Source organism: Paracoccus sphaerophysae, from assembly GCF_000763805.1.
Taxonomy (GTDB): Bacteria; Pseudomonadota; Alphaproteobacteria; order Rhodobacterales; family Rhodobacteraceae; genus Paracoccus; species Paracoccus sphaerophysae.
Map to the genome: position 1 here is coordinate 1 of NZ_JRKS01000066.1, position 15,730 is coordinate 15,730.

18 protein-coding genes are annotated in these 15,730 nt (G+C 69.4%); 4 read left to right on the forward strand and 14 right to left on the reverse strand.

All coding sequences use genetic code 11. The annotated features are described in order from the left end of the window. The 3 genes from IC63_RS14070 to plsY all read left to right on the forward strand — a co-directional run. On the forward strand, positions 1-664 hold a 664-nt coding region (locus tag IC63_RS14070), incomplete at its 5' end, for a hypothetical protein (protein ID WP_232222624.1). After that, positions 661-1,935: a dihydroorotase gene (pyrC, locus tag IC63_RS14075; protein WP_036721404.1), complete on the forward strand. Its 1,275-nt coding sequence runs from the start codon at positions 661-663 to the stop codon at positions 1,933-1,935. The genes IC63_RS14070 and pyrC, both read left to right, overlap by 4 nt. Further along, positions 1,928-2,533: a glycerol-3-phosphate 1-O-acyltransferase PlsY gene (plsY, locus tag IC63_RS14080; protein ID WP_036721438.1), complete on the forward strand. Its 606-nt coding sequence runs from the start codon at positions 1,928-1,930 to the stop codon at positions 2,531-2,533. Before pyrC ends, plsY begins: the two co-directional genes overlap by 8 nt. Before the next feature lie 3 nt (positions 2,534-2,536). On the opposite strand, the gene IC63_RS14085 is transcribed toward plsY, so the two are convergent. The 10 genes from IC63_RS14085 to IC63_RS14125 form a co-directional block, all read right to left on the reverse strand. Continuing rightward, positions 2,537-3,019 carry an isoprenylcysteine carboxyl methyltransferase family protein gene (locus tag IC63_RS14085; protein WP_036721406.1) on the reverse strand — a complete coding sequence of 161 codons (483 nt, stop codon included), beginning with the start codon at positions 3,017-3,019 and terminating at the stop codon, positions 2,537-2,539. Next, on the reverse strand, positions 3,020-3,142 hold the full coding sequence (locus tag IC63_RS19120; protein ID WP_269634781.1) for a hypothetical protein: 123 nt from the start codon (positions 3,140-3,142) through the stop codon (positions 3,020-3,022). It lies immediately after the preceding gene. 250 nt (positions 3,143-3,392) lie between these two features. Beyond that, the gene (locus IC63_RS18945; protein ID WP_052042265.1) at positions 3,393-3,650 is read right to left on the reverse strand and encodes a hypothetical protein; all 258 of its coding nucleotides are present in this window, start codon (positions 3,648-3,650) and stop codon (positions 3,393-3,395) included. 130 nt (positions 3,651-3,780) lie between these two features. Beyond that, the gene (locus IC63_RS14095; protein ID WP_036721408.1) at positions 3,781-4,656 is read right to left on the reverse strand and encodes a 3-hydroxybutyryl-CoA dehydrogenase; all 876 of its coding nucleotides are present in this window, start codon (positions 4,654-4,656) and stop codon (positions 3,781-3,783) included. 119 nt (positions 4,657-4,775) lie between these two features. Next, a complete protein-coding gene (locus tag IC63_RS14100; protein WP_036721411.1) occupies positions 4,776-5,702 on the reverse strand; it encodes an electron transfer flavoprotein subunit alpha/FixB family protein in 927 nt (308 codons plus the stop codon). Continuing rightward, positions 5,702-6,460 carry an electron transfer flavoprotein subunit beta/FixA family protein gene (locus IC63_RS14105; RefSeq protein WP_036721414.1) on the reverse strand — a complete coding sequence of 253 codons (759 nt, stop codon included), beginning with the start codon at positions 6,458-6,460 and terminating at the stop codon, positions 5,702-5,704. The genes IC63_RS14100 and IC63_RS14105 overlap by 1 nt, the downstream gene beginning before the upstream one ends. Positions 6,461-6,608: 148 nt before the next feature. Then, positions 6,609-7,178, reverse strand: coding sequence for a cob(I)yrinic acid a,c-diamide adenosyltransferase (locus IC63_RS14110; protein ID WP_036721416.1), 570 nt, complete (start codon positions 7,176-7,178; stop codon positions 6,609-6,611). 13 nt (positions 7,179-7,191) lie between these two features. Then, on the reverse strand, positions 7,192-7,389 hold the full coding sequence (locus IC63_RS14115) for a twin transmembrane helix small protein (RefSeq protein WP_036721418.1): 198 nt from the start codon (positions 7,387-7,389) through the stop codon (positions 7,192-7,194). 29 nt (positions 7,390-7,418) lie between these two features. Continuing rightward, complete coding sequence (locus IC63_RS14120; protein ID WP_036721423.1) at positions 7,419-8,237, reverse strand: SDR family NAD(P)-dependent oxidoreductase; 819 nt, start codon at positions 8,235-8,237, stop codon at positions 7,419-7,421. Between the two features lie 6 nt (positions 8,238-8,243). After that, the gene (locus IC63_RS14125; protein ID WP_036721426.1) at positions 8,244-8,654 is read right to left on the reverse strand and encodes an SH3 domain-containing protein; all 411 of its coding nucleotides are present in this window, start codon (positions 8,652-8,654) and stop codon (positions 8,244-8,246) included. 232 nt (positions 8,655-8,886) lie between these two features. On the opposite strand from IC63_RS14125, the gene parC reads away from it, so the two are divergent. After that, on the forward strand, positions 8,887-11,121 hold the full coding sequence (gene parC, locus IC63_RS14130; RefSeq protein WP_036721429.1) for a DNA topoisomerase IV subunit A: 2,235 nt from the start codon (positions 8,887-8,889) through the stop codon (positions 11,119-11,121). Positions 11,122-11,158: 37 nt separating this feature from the next. Here parC and IC63_RS14135 read toward each other — a convergent pair whose 3' ends face one another. The 4 genes from IC63_RS14135 to IC63_RS14150 form a co-directional block, all read right to left on the reverse strand. Further along, positions 11,159-11,485 (reverse strand): DnaJ family domain-containing protein, encoded by a 327-nt coding sequence (locus IC63_RS14135; protein ID WP_036721432.1) that lies wholly within the window; start codon positions 11,483-11,485, stop codon positions 11,159-11,161. Then, positions 11,485-14,526, reverse strand: a complete 3,042-nt coding sequence (locus IC63_RS14140; RefSeq protein WP_036721435.1) for a valine--tRNA ligase — start codon at positions 14,524-14,526, stop codon at positions 11,485-11,487. The genes IC63_RS14135 and IC63_RS14140 overlap by 1 nt, the downstream gene beginning before the upstream one ends. A gap of 155 nt (positions 14,527-14,681) precedes the next feature. Next, positions 14,682-15,002, reverse strand: a complete 321-nt coding sequence (locus IC63_RS14145; protein ID WP_084115924.1) for a glutathione S-transferase N-terminal domain-containing protein — start codon at positions 15,000-15,002, stop codon at positions 14,682-14,684. Positions 15,003-15,012: 10 nt separating this feature from the next. Then, the gene (locus IC63_RS14150) at positions 15,013-15,660 is read right to left on the reverse strand and encodes a glutathione S-transferase family protein (protein ID WP_036721437.1); all 648 of its coding nucleotides are present in this window, start codon (positions 15,658-15,660) and stop codon (positions 15,013-15,015) included. Positions 15,661-15,730 lie beyond the last annotated feature (70 nt).

Genomic DNA, 15,730 nt, shown 5'->3' on the forward strand with positions numbered 1-15,730 from the left:
GTGTATGTATAAGGACGAATGGGGGATGGTCGTGAACGCGCCGCCCCCCGCCGTTGCCCCCCGCACCGCAGCCGCGCAGGCCCGCGACGTCCTGCTGCCCGCAGAAACGGTGCTGTGGGAAGGCGCTCCCCGCCAGGGGGCCGGCTGGCGCTGCCTGCTGCGCGAGCGCGACATCATCCTGACCGCCCTGGCGGCTTTGCCGGGACTGGCGCTGTTGGCCGTTGGGCTTCCCGAGCATCGGGAGATGCTGGGGCTGGCGGTGGCCGTCGGGACCGCGACCGGGATCTTCACTCTCGCCCGGTTGGGCGGCCAGCTGCGCAGGGCCCGCTATCTCGTCACCGACCGCCGGGCGATCGTGGTCAGCGGCAGCACCATCCTGTCGATCAAGCACACCGCCAGCCGTCCGCAACGGCGCGCGACGCGCTGCGGCACCACCATCGAACTGGGCAGGGGCGTCACCGGAAACGCAGCCGCTGCCCGGTGGGAAAGCGACCAGCGCCTGGCGCGGTTGTTCAGCGGTCCGGACAACGACGCTCCGGTCATCGCATTCCGCGCGCTGGAACCCTCCGAGGCGCCCTTTGAGCTGCTCAGCCGCCTCGCTGCTGCACCTCCGGCCCATCATCGCAGCCCCGTGCCCCCGCTGGGAGGCGGCTTTTCCGCATGATCCTGCATTTTCAGAACACCCGCCTGATCGACCCGCAGGCGCTGTCGGCCGAACCCGGCAGCCTGACGGTGCAGGACGGCGTGATGGTCGCGCTGGACGGGGACGCTCCGGAAGGGGCGCGGGTCATCGACGGACAGGGCAAGTGCCTCGCCCCCGGCATCATCGACTGGGGCGTCAAGATCGGCGAGCCGGGCGAGCGGCACCGCGAGTCCATGCGCTCGGCGGCGCTGGCGGCGGCAGCGGGGGGTGTCACCACCATCGTCGCGCGGCCCGATACCCTGCCCCCCATCGACACGCCCGAATCGCTGGAATTCGTCACCAGGCGGGCGGCGGAACAGCCGGTGCGCATCCGCCATCAGGCCGCTCTGACCCGGACCCGAGAGGGGCGCGAGATGGTCGAGATGGGGTTCCTGCTGGATGCCGGCGCGGTGGCCTTCACCGATGGCGTGCGGGTGGTGGAAAACACCAAGCTGCTGTCGCGCTGCATGACCTATGCGCGGGGCCTGGGCGCGCTGATCGTGGGCCATCCGCAGGATGCCGGGCTGTCGAGGGGCGCGGCGGCGACCTCGGGCAAGTTCGCCTCGCTTTACGGTATCCCCTCGGTCAGCCCGCTGGCGGAGCGGATGGGGCTGGAACGCGACCTCGCGCTGGTCGAATCGACCGGGGTGCGCTGGCACGCCGACCAGATCACCACCGCCGCGGCGCTGCCGGTGCTGGACCGGGCGCGGGCGGCGGGGCTGGACGTGACGGCGGGCACCTCGATCCACCACCTGACGCTGAACGAATTCGACGTGGGCGACTATCGCACCTTCTTTCGCGTTACCCCGCCGCTGCGGTCCGAGGATGACCGGCTGGCGCTGGTCGAGGCGGTGGCCGACGGCCGCATCGACGTGATCGGGTCTTTCCACACCCCGCAGGACGAGGAAGCCAAGCGCCTGCCCTATGAGGTCGCGGCCCCCGGCGCGGTGGGGCTGGAAACCCTGCTGCCGGCGGCGATGCGGCTGTATCATCAGGGCGGCGTCACCCTGCCGCAGCTGTGGCGGGCGCTGAGCCTGAACCCCGCCGACCGGCTGGGCCTGCCCGGCGGGCGGCTGTCGGTCGGTGCGCCGGCCGATCTGGTGCTGTTCGACCCCGACGCGCCCTTCGTGCTGGACCGCTTCGCGCTGCGGTCCAAGTCCAAGAACACCCCCTTCGACGGGGCGCGGATGGAGGGGCGGGTGATCGGCACCTGGGTCGGCGGCCAGCGCGTCTTCGGGGGTGACCATGACTGAGGCCGTGACCGTGATCCTCGCCGCCTTGGGCGGCTATCTGCTGGGGTCGGTGCCCTTCGGGCTCGTCATCACCCGCGCGCTGGGGCTGGGCGACCTGCGCCAGATCGGGTCGGGCAATATCGGCGCGACCAACGTGCTGCGCACCGGCAACAAGGGCGCGGCGCTGGCGACGCTGCTGCTGGACAGCGGCAAGGGCGCCATCGCGGTGCTGCTCGCCCGCTGGCTGGGCGGAGAGACGGCGGCGCTGGTCGCCGGCGCCGCGGCGTTCCTGGGGCACCTGTTCCCGGTCTGGCTGGGCTTTCGCGGCGGCAAGGGGGTGGCGACGTTCATCGGCACGGCTCTGGCGCTGTTCTGGCCGGTCGGGCTGATCGCCTGCGGGCTGTGGCTGGCCTCGGCGGCGCTGACCCGGATCTCGTCGCTGTCGGCGCTGGTCGCGGCAACGGGCGCGCCGGTCATGGCGCTGGTGTTCGGCCTGCGCGGGCTGGCGCTGGCGCTGGGCTTCATGGCGGTGCTGATCTTTGTCCGCCACCGCGCCAACATCCAGCGCCTGCTGGCCGGGACCGAGCCGCGGATCGGCGGCGGCGGCCCGCGCCCGTAAGGTTCAGCGCCCGTAAGGCACGGCGTTCTCGGCCCGCAGCCGGATCGTCAGCACCAGCGCGTTCAGGATCGAGAACACCACCGCCACCCAGACCAGCCCCAGCACCCGCGGCGCCACCGTGATCTCAGCCACCACGAGCGTATGGTTAGGGTGCCGCAGGAGCCGGACCGGGCCGCGGCGGACCAGCGGTCCGTCCAGCACGATGATCCGCGTCGTCCAGCGCGGGCCGAGCGTGGCGAGGATCCAGACCCACAGCAGCTGCAACAGCGCAAAGATTGCCAGCCACAGCGGGTTGACCGGCTGGCCCCAGCCGAAGACCGCGATGCAGGCCAGCCATGCCGTGTGCAGCGCGACGATCAGCGGATAGTGCACCGGGCCGTGTTCGATCGCGCCGCGGGCCAACAGGCGGCTTGTGTTGTGGCGGGCAAGCACCAGCTCGCCCAGCCGCTGCAGGGCCAGGAAGGCGATGAACAGGGCGGCGGCCACCTAGGCCTCCAGCGGCGGCAGCGACAGGGTGAAGCCCGGCCCCAGCGCGGCCATGACCAGCCGCCCGGTCGCGCCCTGCGCCAGTACCCGTTCCAGCACGAACAGCACCGTCGGGACGGACATGTTGCCGGGCGTCGCGCAGCACCCTCGCGTTCCACGTCGAGGCTGCCCGGGGGAAGCGCCAGCGCCTCCTCGATGGCGGTGACGACCTTGGCGCCGCCGGGATCGCAGACACGGCGCGCCACCCGAGCAGGCCCGAGGGCGTCTTCGGTCGCGGCGAACGCCTCGGCCAGGCGCTGGCTGACGAAGCCGGGGATCGAGCGGTCGAAGATCACCCCCAGGCCGATGTCGTCCACATCCCAGCCGATGATGTTCAGCGTGTCGGGCCACATGTGCGGCACCCCTGCCCCACCAGCGGCGCGGGCGCGTCGCCCGGCCCCAGCACCGCCGCGGCGGCGCCGTCGCCGAACACCCAGTCCATCTCGGCAACTGAATAACGGCGGTCGATCCCGGCATTCTCGAAGGCGCCGGAGATGCGTTCGAACTGCGGATAGCACGGCGCGAGGATCGTGCGCGCCCGGTCCAGCGCCCCGTCCTGCGTCAGGACATGCGGGGGCAGCGCGGTGGCCACTAAGCAGGCGAATCTCCGGCAACCCGCTGCTGGGCCTTGGGGTGCTGGGCACGGGCTGTCCTTTCGCGGGGCGACAGAAAGCCACCCGCGCGCCGTCACCGCAGTTCCATCACCGATCCGGCTTTCGCCCCTAGCGGGTCGGCACAGGAGTCTCGCCGCGATAGTCATAGAAGCCGCGGCCGGTCTTGCGGCCCAGCCAGCCGGCCTCGACATATTTCGTCAGCAGCGGACAGGGGCGGTATTTCGTATCCGCCAGCCCTTCGTGCAGGACGTTCATGATCGCAAGGCAGGTGTCGAGGCCGATGAAGTCCGCCAGCTCCAGCGGGCCCATCGGGTGGTTCGCGCCCAGCTTCATCGATTCGTCGATGGATTTGACCGAGCCGACGCCCTCGTACAGCGTATAGACCGCCTCGTTGATCATCGGCATGAGGATGCGGTTGACGATGAAGGCCGGGAAATCCTCGGCCGAGGCGCTGGTCTTGCCCAGCTTTTCCACCACCTCGTGCAGGGCCTTGTAGGTCGCCTCGTCGGTGGCAATGCCGCGGATCAGCTCGACCAGCTGCATCACCGGCACCGGGTTCATAAAGTGGAAACCCATGAATTTTTCCGGCCGGTCGGTGCGGCTGGCCAGCCGGGTAATGGAAATCGACGAGGTGTTCGAGGTCAGGATCGTCTCGGGCCGCAGATGCGGCACCACCGATTCGAAGATCTTGTTCTTGATGTCCTCGCGTTCGGTCGCGGCCTCGATCACCAGGTCGGTTCGGGCGATGTCCTCGACGCGGGTCGTGGTCGTGATGCGCGCCATCGCGGCGGCCTTGTCCTCGGCAGAAATCTTGCCGCGGGTGACCTGGCGGTCCAGGTTCTTGTCGATTGTCGACAGCGCCTTTTCCATCGCCTCGGGGCTGATGTCGTTCATCAGGACGTCATAGCCCGCCAGGGCGAACACATGGGCGATGCCGTTGCCCATCTGCCCCGCGCCGATCACGCCAACAGACTGAATCGCCATGCCGCTTCCTTTCCGCAATCCCGCCGCGACGATAGGCGGAAACGCCGCCGGGCCTCAATGAGAAAACCGCCCGGCGCGCGAGGGCACCGGGCGGTCGGAAAGGGCGCAGGCGCCGGGGCTTACAGCTTTTCGGTCAGCTCGGGCAGGATGGTGAAGATGTCGCCGACCAGGCCGTAATCGGCGATCTGGAAGATCGGCGCTTCCTCGTCCTTGTTGATCGCGACGATGACCTTGCTGTCCTTCATCCCGGCGAGGTGCTGGATCGCGCCCGAGATGCCGGCGGCGATGTACAGTTCCGGCGCCACGACCTTGCCGGTCTGGCCGACCTGCCAGTCGTTCGGCGCATAGCCGGAATCGACCGCCGCGCGGGACGCGCCGACGGCGGCGCCCAGCTTGTCGGCCAGCTTCTCGATGATCGCGAAGTTGTCCTTGGACCCCACCGCGCGGCCGCCCGAGACGATGCGCTTGGCCGAGGTCAGTTCCGGCCGGTCCGAGGCCGCGACCTCGTCCGAGACCCAGGACGACAGCGCCGGGGCATCCGCCGATGCAGCGGATTCCACCGGGGCCGAACCGCCCTCGCCCGCCGCGTCGAAGCTGGCGATGCGGACAGTCAGCACCTTGGTCGCGTCCGCGGATTTCACCGTCTGCACGGCGGCCGAGGTATAGACGCTGCGTTCGAACGTGTCAGCGTCGACGACCCTGGACACCTCGGGGATCACCATCACGTCCAGCAGCGCCGCGGCGCGGGGCAGGACGTTGCGCGCGTCGGTGGTGCCCGGCGCGGCGATGTGGCTGAAGCCCGGGGCCAGCGCCACGACCAGCGCGGCCATCGGCTCGGCCAGGCGGTGGGCATATGCGTCGCCTTCGGCGACCAGCACCTTGCCCACGCCGTCGATCGCCGCGGCCTCGGTCGCCGCCGCCTGAGCGCCGGTACCCGCGACCAGCACGGTCACGTCGCCCAGCGCCTTGACCGCGGTGACCGCCTTGGCGGTGGCGTCGCGGTTCAGCCCGTTTTCGGCCATCTCGGCCAGCAGAAGCACAGCCATCAGATCACCCCCGCGGCTTTCAGTTTCGACACCAGCTCATCGACCGAGCCGACCTTGATCCCGGCCTTGCGGCCCTCGGGTTCGCGGGTCGAGACGACCGTCAGCCGCGACGTGGTGTCCACGCCATAGTCGGCGGCGGTCTTTTCGGTCAGTTCCTTCTTCTTGGCCTTCATAATGTTGGGCAGCGAGGCATAGCGCGGCTCGTTCAGGCGCAGGTCGGCGGTGACGATCGCCGGCAGGGTGACCGACACGGTCTGCAGCCCGCCGTCAACCTCGCGCGTGACCTTGGCGGCGTTGCCCTCGATCTCGATCTTGCCGGCCTGCGTGGCCTGGCCCCAGCCCAGCAGCGCCGCCAGCATCTGGCCGGTCGCGTTCATGTCGTTGTCGATCGCCTGCTTGCCGGCGATGACCAGCTGCGGCTGTTCCTCGGCGATGACCGCCTTGAGGATCTTGGCGACCGCCAGCGGCTCGATGTCCTGATGCACGTCGTCGGCGGCGACGACCAGGATGCCGCGGTCGGCCCCCATTGCCAGCGCGGTGCGGATGGTTTCCGCGGCCTGCTTGACGCCGACCGAGACCACCACGATTTCCGTCGCGGCGCCCTTTTCCTTGAGCCGGATCGCTTCCTCGACCGCGATCTCGTCAAAGGGGTTCATCGACATCTTGACGTTCGACAGATCGACACCCGACCCGTCAGCCTTGACGCGCGCCTTGACGTTATAGTCGATCACGCGCTTGACCGGCACGAGGACTTTCATCGGCCTCTCTCCCACAGTTACGGCTTATGTTCGGGAGAGGGGATAGCCGCCCCTGCCCCGCAGTTACAGGGGAAAATGCCGCCCCGGCGGGGAAACGCTGCGTTCCGTGGCGCGAGGCGCCCCGGCCCTAGCGTGAGGCGTCCGGGTGCTAGCGCGAGGCGCCCGGCACCCACAACACGTCGCCCTCAGCCCCGTTCGCCGCCCGCGCCGCGACGAACAGCCAGTCGGACAGGCGGTTGAGGTATTTCACCGCCACCGGGTTGGCGTCGCCGCCCGCGGCCAGTTCGGTGGCCCGGCGTTCAGCCCGCCGCGCGACGGTGCGGCACAGGTGCAGATGCGCGGCCAGCGCCGATCCGCCGGGCAGGATGAAGCTGCGCAGCGCCGGCAGGGCGGCGTTCATCGCGTCGATTTCGGTTTCCAGCCGGTCCACCTGGGTCTGGATGATCCGCAGCACCGGATAGGGCGCCTCGGCGTCGCGTTCCATCCCGGGGCGCGACAGGTCGGCGCCCAGATCGAACAGCTCGTTCTGGATGACCGACAGCTGCGTGGCCAAGGCGCCGTCGGCATGCAGCCGGGCGATGCCCAGCGTCGCGTTCAGTTCGTCGACGGTGCCATAGGCCTCGACCCGCGGGTCATGCTTGGCCACGCGGGTGCCGTCGGACAGGGCGGTGTCGCCCTTGTCGCCGGTGCGGGTATAGATCTTGTTCAGGACGACCATCAGCGCACCCCCATCAGTGCATCAGGGCTACATAGGCGAGCACGAAGGCGATCGTGACCGCCTGCGCGATGATCCGCCAGCGCATCAGCCGGTTGCCGTTCCGGCGGTTGAAGTCGCCACCGCGGGCAAAGCCGCCGATGCCGGTCGCGAGGATCACGGTGACCGCCAGAAAGCCCAGCGCCGCAAGGATGAACAGGGGTTTGTCCTGCATGGGGGACCGCCTTTCCGCAGGCCCCGACCCTAGCTGCGCCGCGCGAACCAGTCCAGCGCCGAGGTCGGCAGCAGCCTGCGCCCGAACGCCGCGACGGTGGTCGGCCGGGTGACCCGATAGCGGGCCCGCGGCCGGGGCGATTCCAGCGCCCGGGCGATGACCCGGCTGACCGCCTCGGGCGGCAGCTCGAAGCGGTCGGGGCCCGAAGGCTGATACAGCCGCCTGAGCAGCGAGGCGCGGTACTGGTCGGCCCGGGCGCTGTGTTCCCAGTCGATCCAGCGTTCGAAATGCGGGATCGAGTTCGCGCGGATGCGGCTGGTGATCGGGCCGGGTTCGACCAGCACCACGCGAACCGGGGTGTCGGCCATCTCGATCCGCAGCACGTCGGTCAGCCCCTCCAGCGCGAACTTGCTGGCCACGTAGGCGCCGCGCCAGGGGATGCCGACGAGGCCCAGCACCGAGCTGACATTGACGATGCGCCCGGCGCCGCGGTCGCGGAAATGCGGGATCAGCTGCCGGGTGAGGTCGTGGGTGCCGAACAGGTTCGCCTCGAAGATCGCGCGCAGGCCGCCGCGGGGCAGGTCCTCGACCGCGCCGGGCAGCGCGAACGCGGCGTTGTTGACCAGCGCATCGACCGGACCCAGCGCCAGCGCCCGGGCCACGCAGTCGGCAACGCTGGCTTCGTCGGCGAGGTCCAGATGCAGCGACTGCATCCCCTCGGCCCGGCGCGCGGCGAGATCCTCGGCGCGGCGGCAGGTGGCGATCACCGACCACCCCCGCGCGTGCAGGTAACGCGCGGCGTCCAGCCCGATGCCCGATGAACAGCCGGTGATGAGAATGGTGGGCAATTGCGCCTAGCCGGGCGGTGTCACGCCAGGGCGCGGAGTGGCGATCTGGTCCGCCACCTGGTCCCCGATCTGTTCGGTCGTCAGATAGCCGACGCGGCCGGCCTGGTCGCGGACCTGCAGATAGCCCTGCCCGTCCTCGCCCAGCAGCTCGATCGCCATGCCGCGGTTCAGCACCGCCAGGATCTCGCTGTCCGCATCGGGTTCCGCCAGCAGCGGCAGCGCCTGCGACTGGACGACCCGCAGGCTGCCGTCCGTCGGCGCGACCCCCTCCGCCACCCGCGCGCGGGCCGTGTCAGCCAGCCCGGTCAGGACTGCCGTGGGCAGCACCGTAGCCTGCTGCGGCAAGGGCCCCTCGGAGCTGAGCGCCCCCAGCAGAAGGAAGGTCGAGACAAGGGCGGCGGCGACAAGGCGGAACATGAGACGGTCTTTGATGGTGCGGGCGATATGCTGGCGTTTCGGGCCCTTGGTTTCATCGGATCGACCGCCCCGGCGCCGTCGGGCGAGGGGCGGTTTTGCCAGCTGAAACGGACAAATCGCCGCTGCGTTCCCTGCACTGCCCAACTTCCCGGCAGTTCGTGGCGTCATGTGGCGTAAATGCTGCTGTCACACGGCTCTGGACCGCCGCGGGCCGGGCGCTTAGTCAGGCGGCATGAGCAGACCGACCGATCCCGACCCGGACACCCCCGCCGGCCCCGCCACCACCTCGGAACCGCTGAGCCGCGCGATCGGCGAGCGCTACCTGACCTATGCGCTGTCGACGATCATGCACCGGGCGCTGCCCGATGCGCGCGACGGGCTGAAGCCGGTGCATCGCCGCATCCTGTACGCGATGCGCGAACTCAGGCTGTCGCCCACCGGGGCGTTCCGCAAGTCGGCCAAGATCACCGGCGACGTGATGGGCAATTATCACCCCCACGGCGACAGCGCGATCTATGACGCAATGGCGCGGCTCGCCCAGCCCTTCGTGATGCGCTATCCGCTGGTCGACGGTCAGGGCAACTTCGGGTCAATCGACGGCGACAGCCCCGCCGCCAGCCGCTATACCGAGGCGCGGCTGACGCTGGCCTCCGAGATGCTGATGGAGGGGCTGGCCGAGGACGCCGTCGATTTCCGCCCCAACTATGACGGCACGCTGACCGAACCCGTGGTCCTGCCCGCGGCCTTTCCGAACCTGCTCTGCAACGGCGCCTCGGGGATCGCGGTCGGGATGGCGACCAACATCCCGCCCCACAACCTGCACGAGGTCGTGGACGCCTGCCTGCATCTCATCAAGTCGCCCGAGGCCCGCGATGAGACGTTGATGGCGATCATGCCCGGCCCGGATTTCCCCACCGGCGGGGTGCTGGTCGAGGATGCCGACATCCTGCGCGAGGCCTATCGCACCGGCCGCGGCAGCCTGCGCCTGCGCGCCCGCTGGCAGGTCGAGGACCTGGGCCGCGGCACCTGGCAGATCATCGTCACCGAGATTCCCTACCAGGTCCAGAAATCCAAGCTGATCGAGCGGCTGGCCGAGCTGGTCATGACCAAGAAGATCCCGATCCTTGCCGATATCCGCGACGAATCGGCCGAGGACATCCGCATCGTGCTGGAACCCCGGGCCCGAACGGTCGATCCGGCGCAGCTGATGGCGGCGCTGTTCCGGGTCTCGGACCTGGAAATCCGCTTCGGGCTGAACATGAACGTGCTGATCGACGGCCGCGTGCCCAAGGTCTGTTCGCTGAAAGAGGTGCTGCGCGCATTCCTTGACCATCGCCGCGAGGTGCTGCTGCGCCGCACCGCGCATCGGCTGGAAAAGATCGCACAGCGGCTGGAAGTGCTGGACGGCTATATCGTCGCCTATCTGAACCTCGACCGGGTGATCGAGATCATCCGTTACGAGGACGACCCCAAGGCGGTGATGATGGCCGAGTTCGGCCTGTCCGAGGCGCAGGTCGAGGCGATCCTGAACATGCGCCTGCGCGCCCTGCGCCGGCTCGAGGAAATCGAGCTGCGCGCCGAGCGCGACCGGCTGGCCGAGGAACGCGAGGGGCTGCTGGCGCTGACCGCCGACGACTCCCGCCAGTGGGGCCGCATCGCCGAACAGCTGCGCGAGATCCGGGGCCTGTTCGGCAAGTCCACCCCCGACGGCGTGCGCCGGACCGAGATCACCGCGTCCGAGGACGTGCAGCCGCTGGACATGGATGCGATGATCGAGCGCGAGCCGCTGACCGTGATCCTGTCGAAGATGGGCTGGGTCCGCGCCATCAGGGGCCACCAGCCGCTGGATGCCGAGGTCAAGTTCCGCGACGGCGACGGCCCGTTCCTGGCGATCCACGCCGAGACTACCGACAAGCTGATGGTCTTTGGCGGCAACGGGCGGTTCTATACCCTGCCCGCCAACAACCTGCCCGGCGGACGCGGCCTGGGCGAGCCGCTGCGGCTGATGATCGACCTGCCGAACGATTCGGCGGTGCTGGACGTGTTCCCGTGGCGCGAGGACCAGCAGTTCGTCGTCGCCTCGAAGGACGGGGACGGCTTCATCGTGGGTGCCAGGGACATCCTCGCCCAGACCCGCGCCGGCAAGCAGGTGCTGAACGGCGAGGCGCTGCTGGTCCGCCGGGTCGAGGGCGATCACCTCGCGACCGTGGGCGACAACCGCAAGCTGCTGGTCTTCCCTCTGTCCGAACTGCCCGAGATGGCACGCGGCAAGGGCGTCCGGCTGCAGAAGTTCAAGGATGGCGGGCTGGCCGATGCAAAATGCCTCACCCTGTCGGTGGGGCTGTCGTGGCTGGACCCGGCCGGCCGCACGCGGACGGAAACCGACCTGACCGAGTGGCTGGGCAAGCGCGCCACCGCCGGCCGGATGGCGCCACGCGGCTTCCCGCGGGACAACCGCTTCACCTGACGGCTGCCGCTCCCCGGTGCCGCCAGTGCGCGCACGGTCAGTCGCGGGCGAACTTGCGGCGGGCGTCTATGGCGATGTTGCGCTTCAGCTCCATCAGCGCGATCTGGCGCTGCAGCGCCTTGCGCTCGGCCTCGTCCTCGATCTGGGCAAGGACGGCACGTTTCGCCTCGATGTCCCTGGCGAGCGTGACTCCCTGCGGAAGAAAGCCGCCATCGGCCATCATCCGGTGCAGCACGTCCTCGGCCGTCTCGCGCAGGCGCTCGGGGTCCAGCGGGCGGCCCTCTCCCGCCAGGCCCGACAGCTTGCCCTCGGCCGCCGCCTTGTCGACGGCGCGCTGCGCGATCCGTTCGAACCAGTGCGCCATCAGAGGCTGGCGAGCTGCGCGATGGCGGCGTTCAGCCGGGCGATCTCCTCGTCCAGCCCGGCCAGCCGCGCACGGGTTTCCTCGATCACCTCGGGGTCGGCGTTTTCCACGAATTTCGCGTTGCCCAGCCGGCCGCGCAGGCCACCGGCGTCCCTCGCGGCCTTGTCCGCGGCCTTCCTCAGCCGCTGGGTTTCGGCGCCCGCGTCGATCACCCCACCGATCGGCAGCGCGAAGGACGCGCCCGGCGCGGCGACCGAGATCATGCCCCGGCCCGCGGCCCAGTCCACCGGCGCGTTGACCCGCGCCAGCCGCTCGATCAGCGGCGCGTTGGCGGCGAGCGCGGCGCGGGCGGCGGCATCGGCCTCGGTCACGATCAGGTCCAGCTTCGCCCCCGCCGGCACGCCCATCTGGGCGCGGGCAGAGCGCACCGCCTCGATCAACCCGATCACCCAGTTCATCTGCCGGTCGGCGTCGGGGTCGATCAGGTCCGGCCCCAGTTCCGGCCAGTCGCCATGCACGAGCATCCCGGCCCGGTCGCCGGTCAGCGCCCACAATTCCTCGGTCACGAAGGGCATGATCGGGTGCAGCATCGTGTAGCACTGGTCCAGCACCCAGCCCATCGTGGCGCGGGTCTCGGCGGCGTGGTCGCCGTCGAACAGCGGCTTGGCGAATTCGACGTACCAGTCGCAGACCTTGCCCCAGACGAAGGCATAAAGCCCGTTGGCCGCGTCGTTGAAGCGGAACCCGGCCAGCGCCTCGTCGGTCGCGGCGAGGGTGCGGGCGACCTCGCCGATGATCCAGCGGTTCACCGTGTGCTGCGGATCGGGCCGGGGACCGCCGCCGCGCACGCCGTTCATCTCGGCAAAGCGGGTGGCGTTCCAGATCTTGGTGACGAAGTTCCGGTTCGCCTCGACATGCTTGGGGCCAAGCTTTGGGTCGCGCCCCATCGCCGCCATGCTGGTCAGCGTGAAGCGCAGCGCGTCGGCGCCGAACTGGTCGATCAGGTCCAGAGGGTCGATGACATTGCCCTTGGACTTGGACATCTTGGCGCCCTTTTCGTCGCGCACCAGCCCGTGGACATAGACATTGCGGAACGGCACGTCGCCGACCACGGCCAGTTGCATCATCATCATCCGGGCGACCCAGAAGAAGATGATATCAAAGCCGGTGATGAGCGTGTCAGTCGGGAAGTATTTCTTCAGCTCGGGCGTCTGGTCGGGCCAGCCCAGCGTCCCGATGGGCCAGAGGCCGGACGAGAACCAGGTGTCGAGGACGTCGGGGTCACGGAAGAGATCGACCCGTTTTTGCTTCCGAATGCCCGTGCCGAACCTGAACCCGGGGATGCGATCCTCGTTCGGATCGATGTTAACCTCAACGTCATCCCCATAATATTTTCTTGCCTCTGCGAGAGCGTGGTCTTCGCTTACGGCGCAAAACTGCTTAGGGTTTCGCCTATTCCACGCCAGCATTGTCGATGAGATGCCTTCTGCCGCAGCCGCCCCCGCATACTCCTCAAGCCACTCTCTGCTCGGCCCATACCACACCGGAATCTGGTGCCCCCACCACAGCTGGCGGGAAATCGTCCACGGCTCGATATTCTCCAGCCAGTGGAAATAGACCTTCTCGTGCTGCTCGGGGATGATCCGGGTGCGCCCTTCGCGCACCGCGTTGATGGCGGGCTGCACGATCCTTGCCGTGTCCACGAACCACTGGTCGGTCAGCATCGGCTCGATCACGACGCCCGAGCGGTCGCCGAAGGGCTGCATGATCGGCTTCTGATCGACCAGGGGGCGGCGCTCCAGATGCTCGGCGCCGGTTTCCTTGTCGATTTCCTTGTGCAGATACCAGACCGCCAGCCCCTCGGCGTTGATCTGGTCGATGACGGCGCGGCGCGCCTCCAGCCGGTCCAGCCCGCGCAGGTCCTCGGGGACGAGGTTGATCTGGCTGACATCGCCCGCCTCGCGCTCGCCCCGCGCGATGGCCCCGGCGAGGGCAGCGCTTTCCGCATAGGACAGCCCGTCCTCGCGCATCGCCCCCTTGGTATCCATCAGCGCATAAAGGGGAATCCCGTTCCGCTGCGCCACGGCATAGTCGTTGAAGTCATGCGCGCCGGTGATCTTGACCGCGCCCGACCCGAAATCGGGGTCCGGGTAGTCGTCGGTGATGATCGGGATCAGCCGCCGGTGTTCCCTGGGCCCCACCGGGATCTCGCACAGCTTGCCCACGATCGGCGCATAGCGCGCGTCCGAGGGATGCACCGCCACCGCGCCGTCGCCCAGCATCGTCTCGGGCCGGGTCGTCGCGATGGAGATGTAGTCCCGCGTCTCGCGCAGGGTCACGTTGCCGTCGGCGTCGCGTTCCACGTATTCATAGGTCTCACCACCGGCGAGCGGATACTTGAAGTGCCACATCTGGCCGGGAACCTCGCGGTTCTCGACCTCAAGATCGGAAATCGCCGTCTCGAAATGCGGGTCCCAGTTCACCAGCCGCTTGCCGCGATAGATCAGGCCCTTCTCGTACATCTCCACGAAGACCCGGATCACCGCGTCGTGGAAATTGCCCTCTTCGCCCGCGGGCGCGCCGGGGGCGCCGGACATGGTGAAGGCGTTGCGCGACCAGTCCAGCGAGGCGCCCAGCCGCTTGAGCTGGCCGATGATGGTGCCGCCCGATTCCTGCTTCCACGCCCAGACCTTCTGCAGGAACGCCTCGCGCCCGATGACGCGGCGATTGGGCTCCTGGCGCTCGGCCATCTGGCGCTCGACGACCATCTGGGTGGCGATGCCGGCGTGGTCCTGGCCGGGCTGCCACAGCGTGTCGAAGCCGCGCATCCGGTGCCAGCGGACGAGGATGTCCTGAAGCGTGTTGTTCAGCGCGTGGCCGATATGCAGGCTGCCGGTGACGTTCGGCGGCGGGATCACCACGGAAAACGCAGGCGCCCCCGGCCTGGCATTGGCGCCGGCGGCAAAGGCGCCCTGCGCCTCCCACGCGGCGGCGATGCGGGCCTCGGCGGTGGCGGCGTCGAAGGTCTTGTCCATGGTCATCGTCCGGCATCCTTTCGCGGCGTCCGAGCCTTAGCGGCGCGGATGCGAAAGGCCAAGGGGTTCAGCGGAACCGGCCCGGGATGCGATCGGCAAGGGGTACAGGTGAAACCACGGCCGGGCCTCGTCCATCACGCGGGCAGACGAAGGGCGCGCGGTCAGCCGGCAGCGGCTCGGCCAGGTGCAGGTCGGCGATCCGATCCCACATTTGCACAACCAGCGCGGCCTCGGGGTCGGCGGGGACCAGGCCGCGGGGCGGCGGGATGATGGATCGCCAGCCACTCGATGATGACCGAGCTTTCGGCCAGCGCCCGGTCGCCCGCGACCAGCATCGGCATCTTGCCCATCGGGCTCAGCTGCGCCAGCGCCGCGCGCTCGTCGGCGCGGGACAGGTCGAGCTGCCGGCGGTCGAAGTCCAGCCCCGATTCGTACAGCGCGATCAGCACCTTCCCGGAAAGGACGACCGCGGGCGGTGCCACAGGGTCAGGCTCATCGCGCGGCCTGCCGGGCGTCGGCTGCCTGAAACCGGGCGACCTGTTCGTCGTGGACCTTGCGGAACGCCGGGCGCGCGGTCAGCCGGGCTACGTAGTCGGCCAGCTGCGGGTGGCCGTCCAGCTGCCCGGCGGCGGCCGAGGCGCGCAGCACGTCGGCCAGCAGGATGTCGGCCGCCGTAAAGCGGCCCGCGGCGGCGAAGGCCCGCCCGTCCCAGGCGTCTTCCAGCATCGCCAGCCGGGCCTGCAACGCCTTGATCGCACTGGGCTGGGCGGCGGGGACCGGATCGAAGATGTGCACGTATTGCCGGAACAGCTCCAGCGGCTCGACGCTGTTCAGTGCGGCGAAGATCAAGCTCAGAACCTCGGCCCGCCCCGCGGCGTCCCTGGGCTTCAGCGCCTCCGAGCGTTCGGCGATGTGCAGGACGCAGGCGCCGCTTTCCCACAGCTCGATGTCGCCGTCGCGCAGGATCGGCACCTGGCCAAAGGGCTGGCGGGCAAGATGCGCGGCCGACTTGGGCTTCAGCGGCACGGTGTCGAAGCGATAAGGCAGCCCGGCCTCGGCGCAGGCCCAGGCGGGACGCAGTTCCCGGACCCAGCCGCGCGGAGCTTCCGGAACCCAGTCATAGGTGGTGATCGTCAGCATCCAGACCTCCCTCGGCGTCCGCGACGCGCGGTCATCTTCAGTCCGGAAATATCCTCCGGGGGGTCCGGGG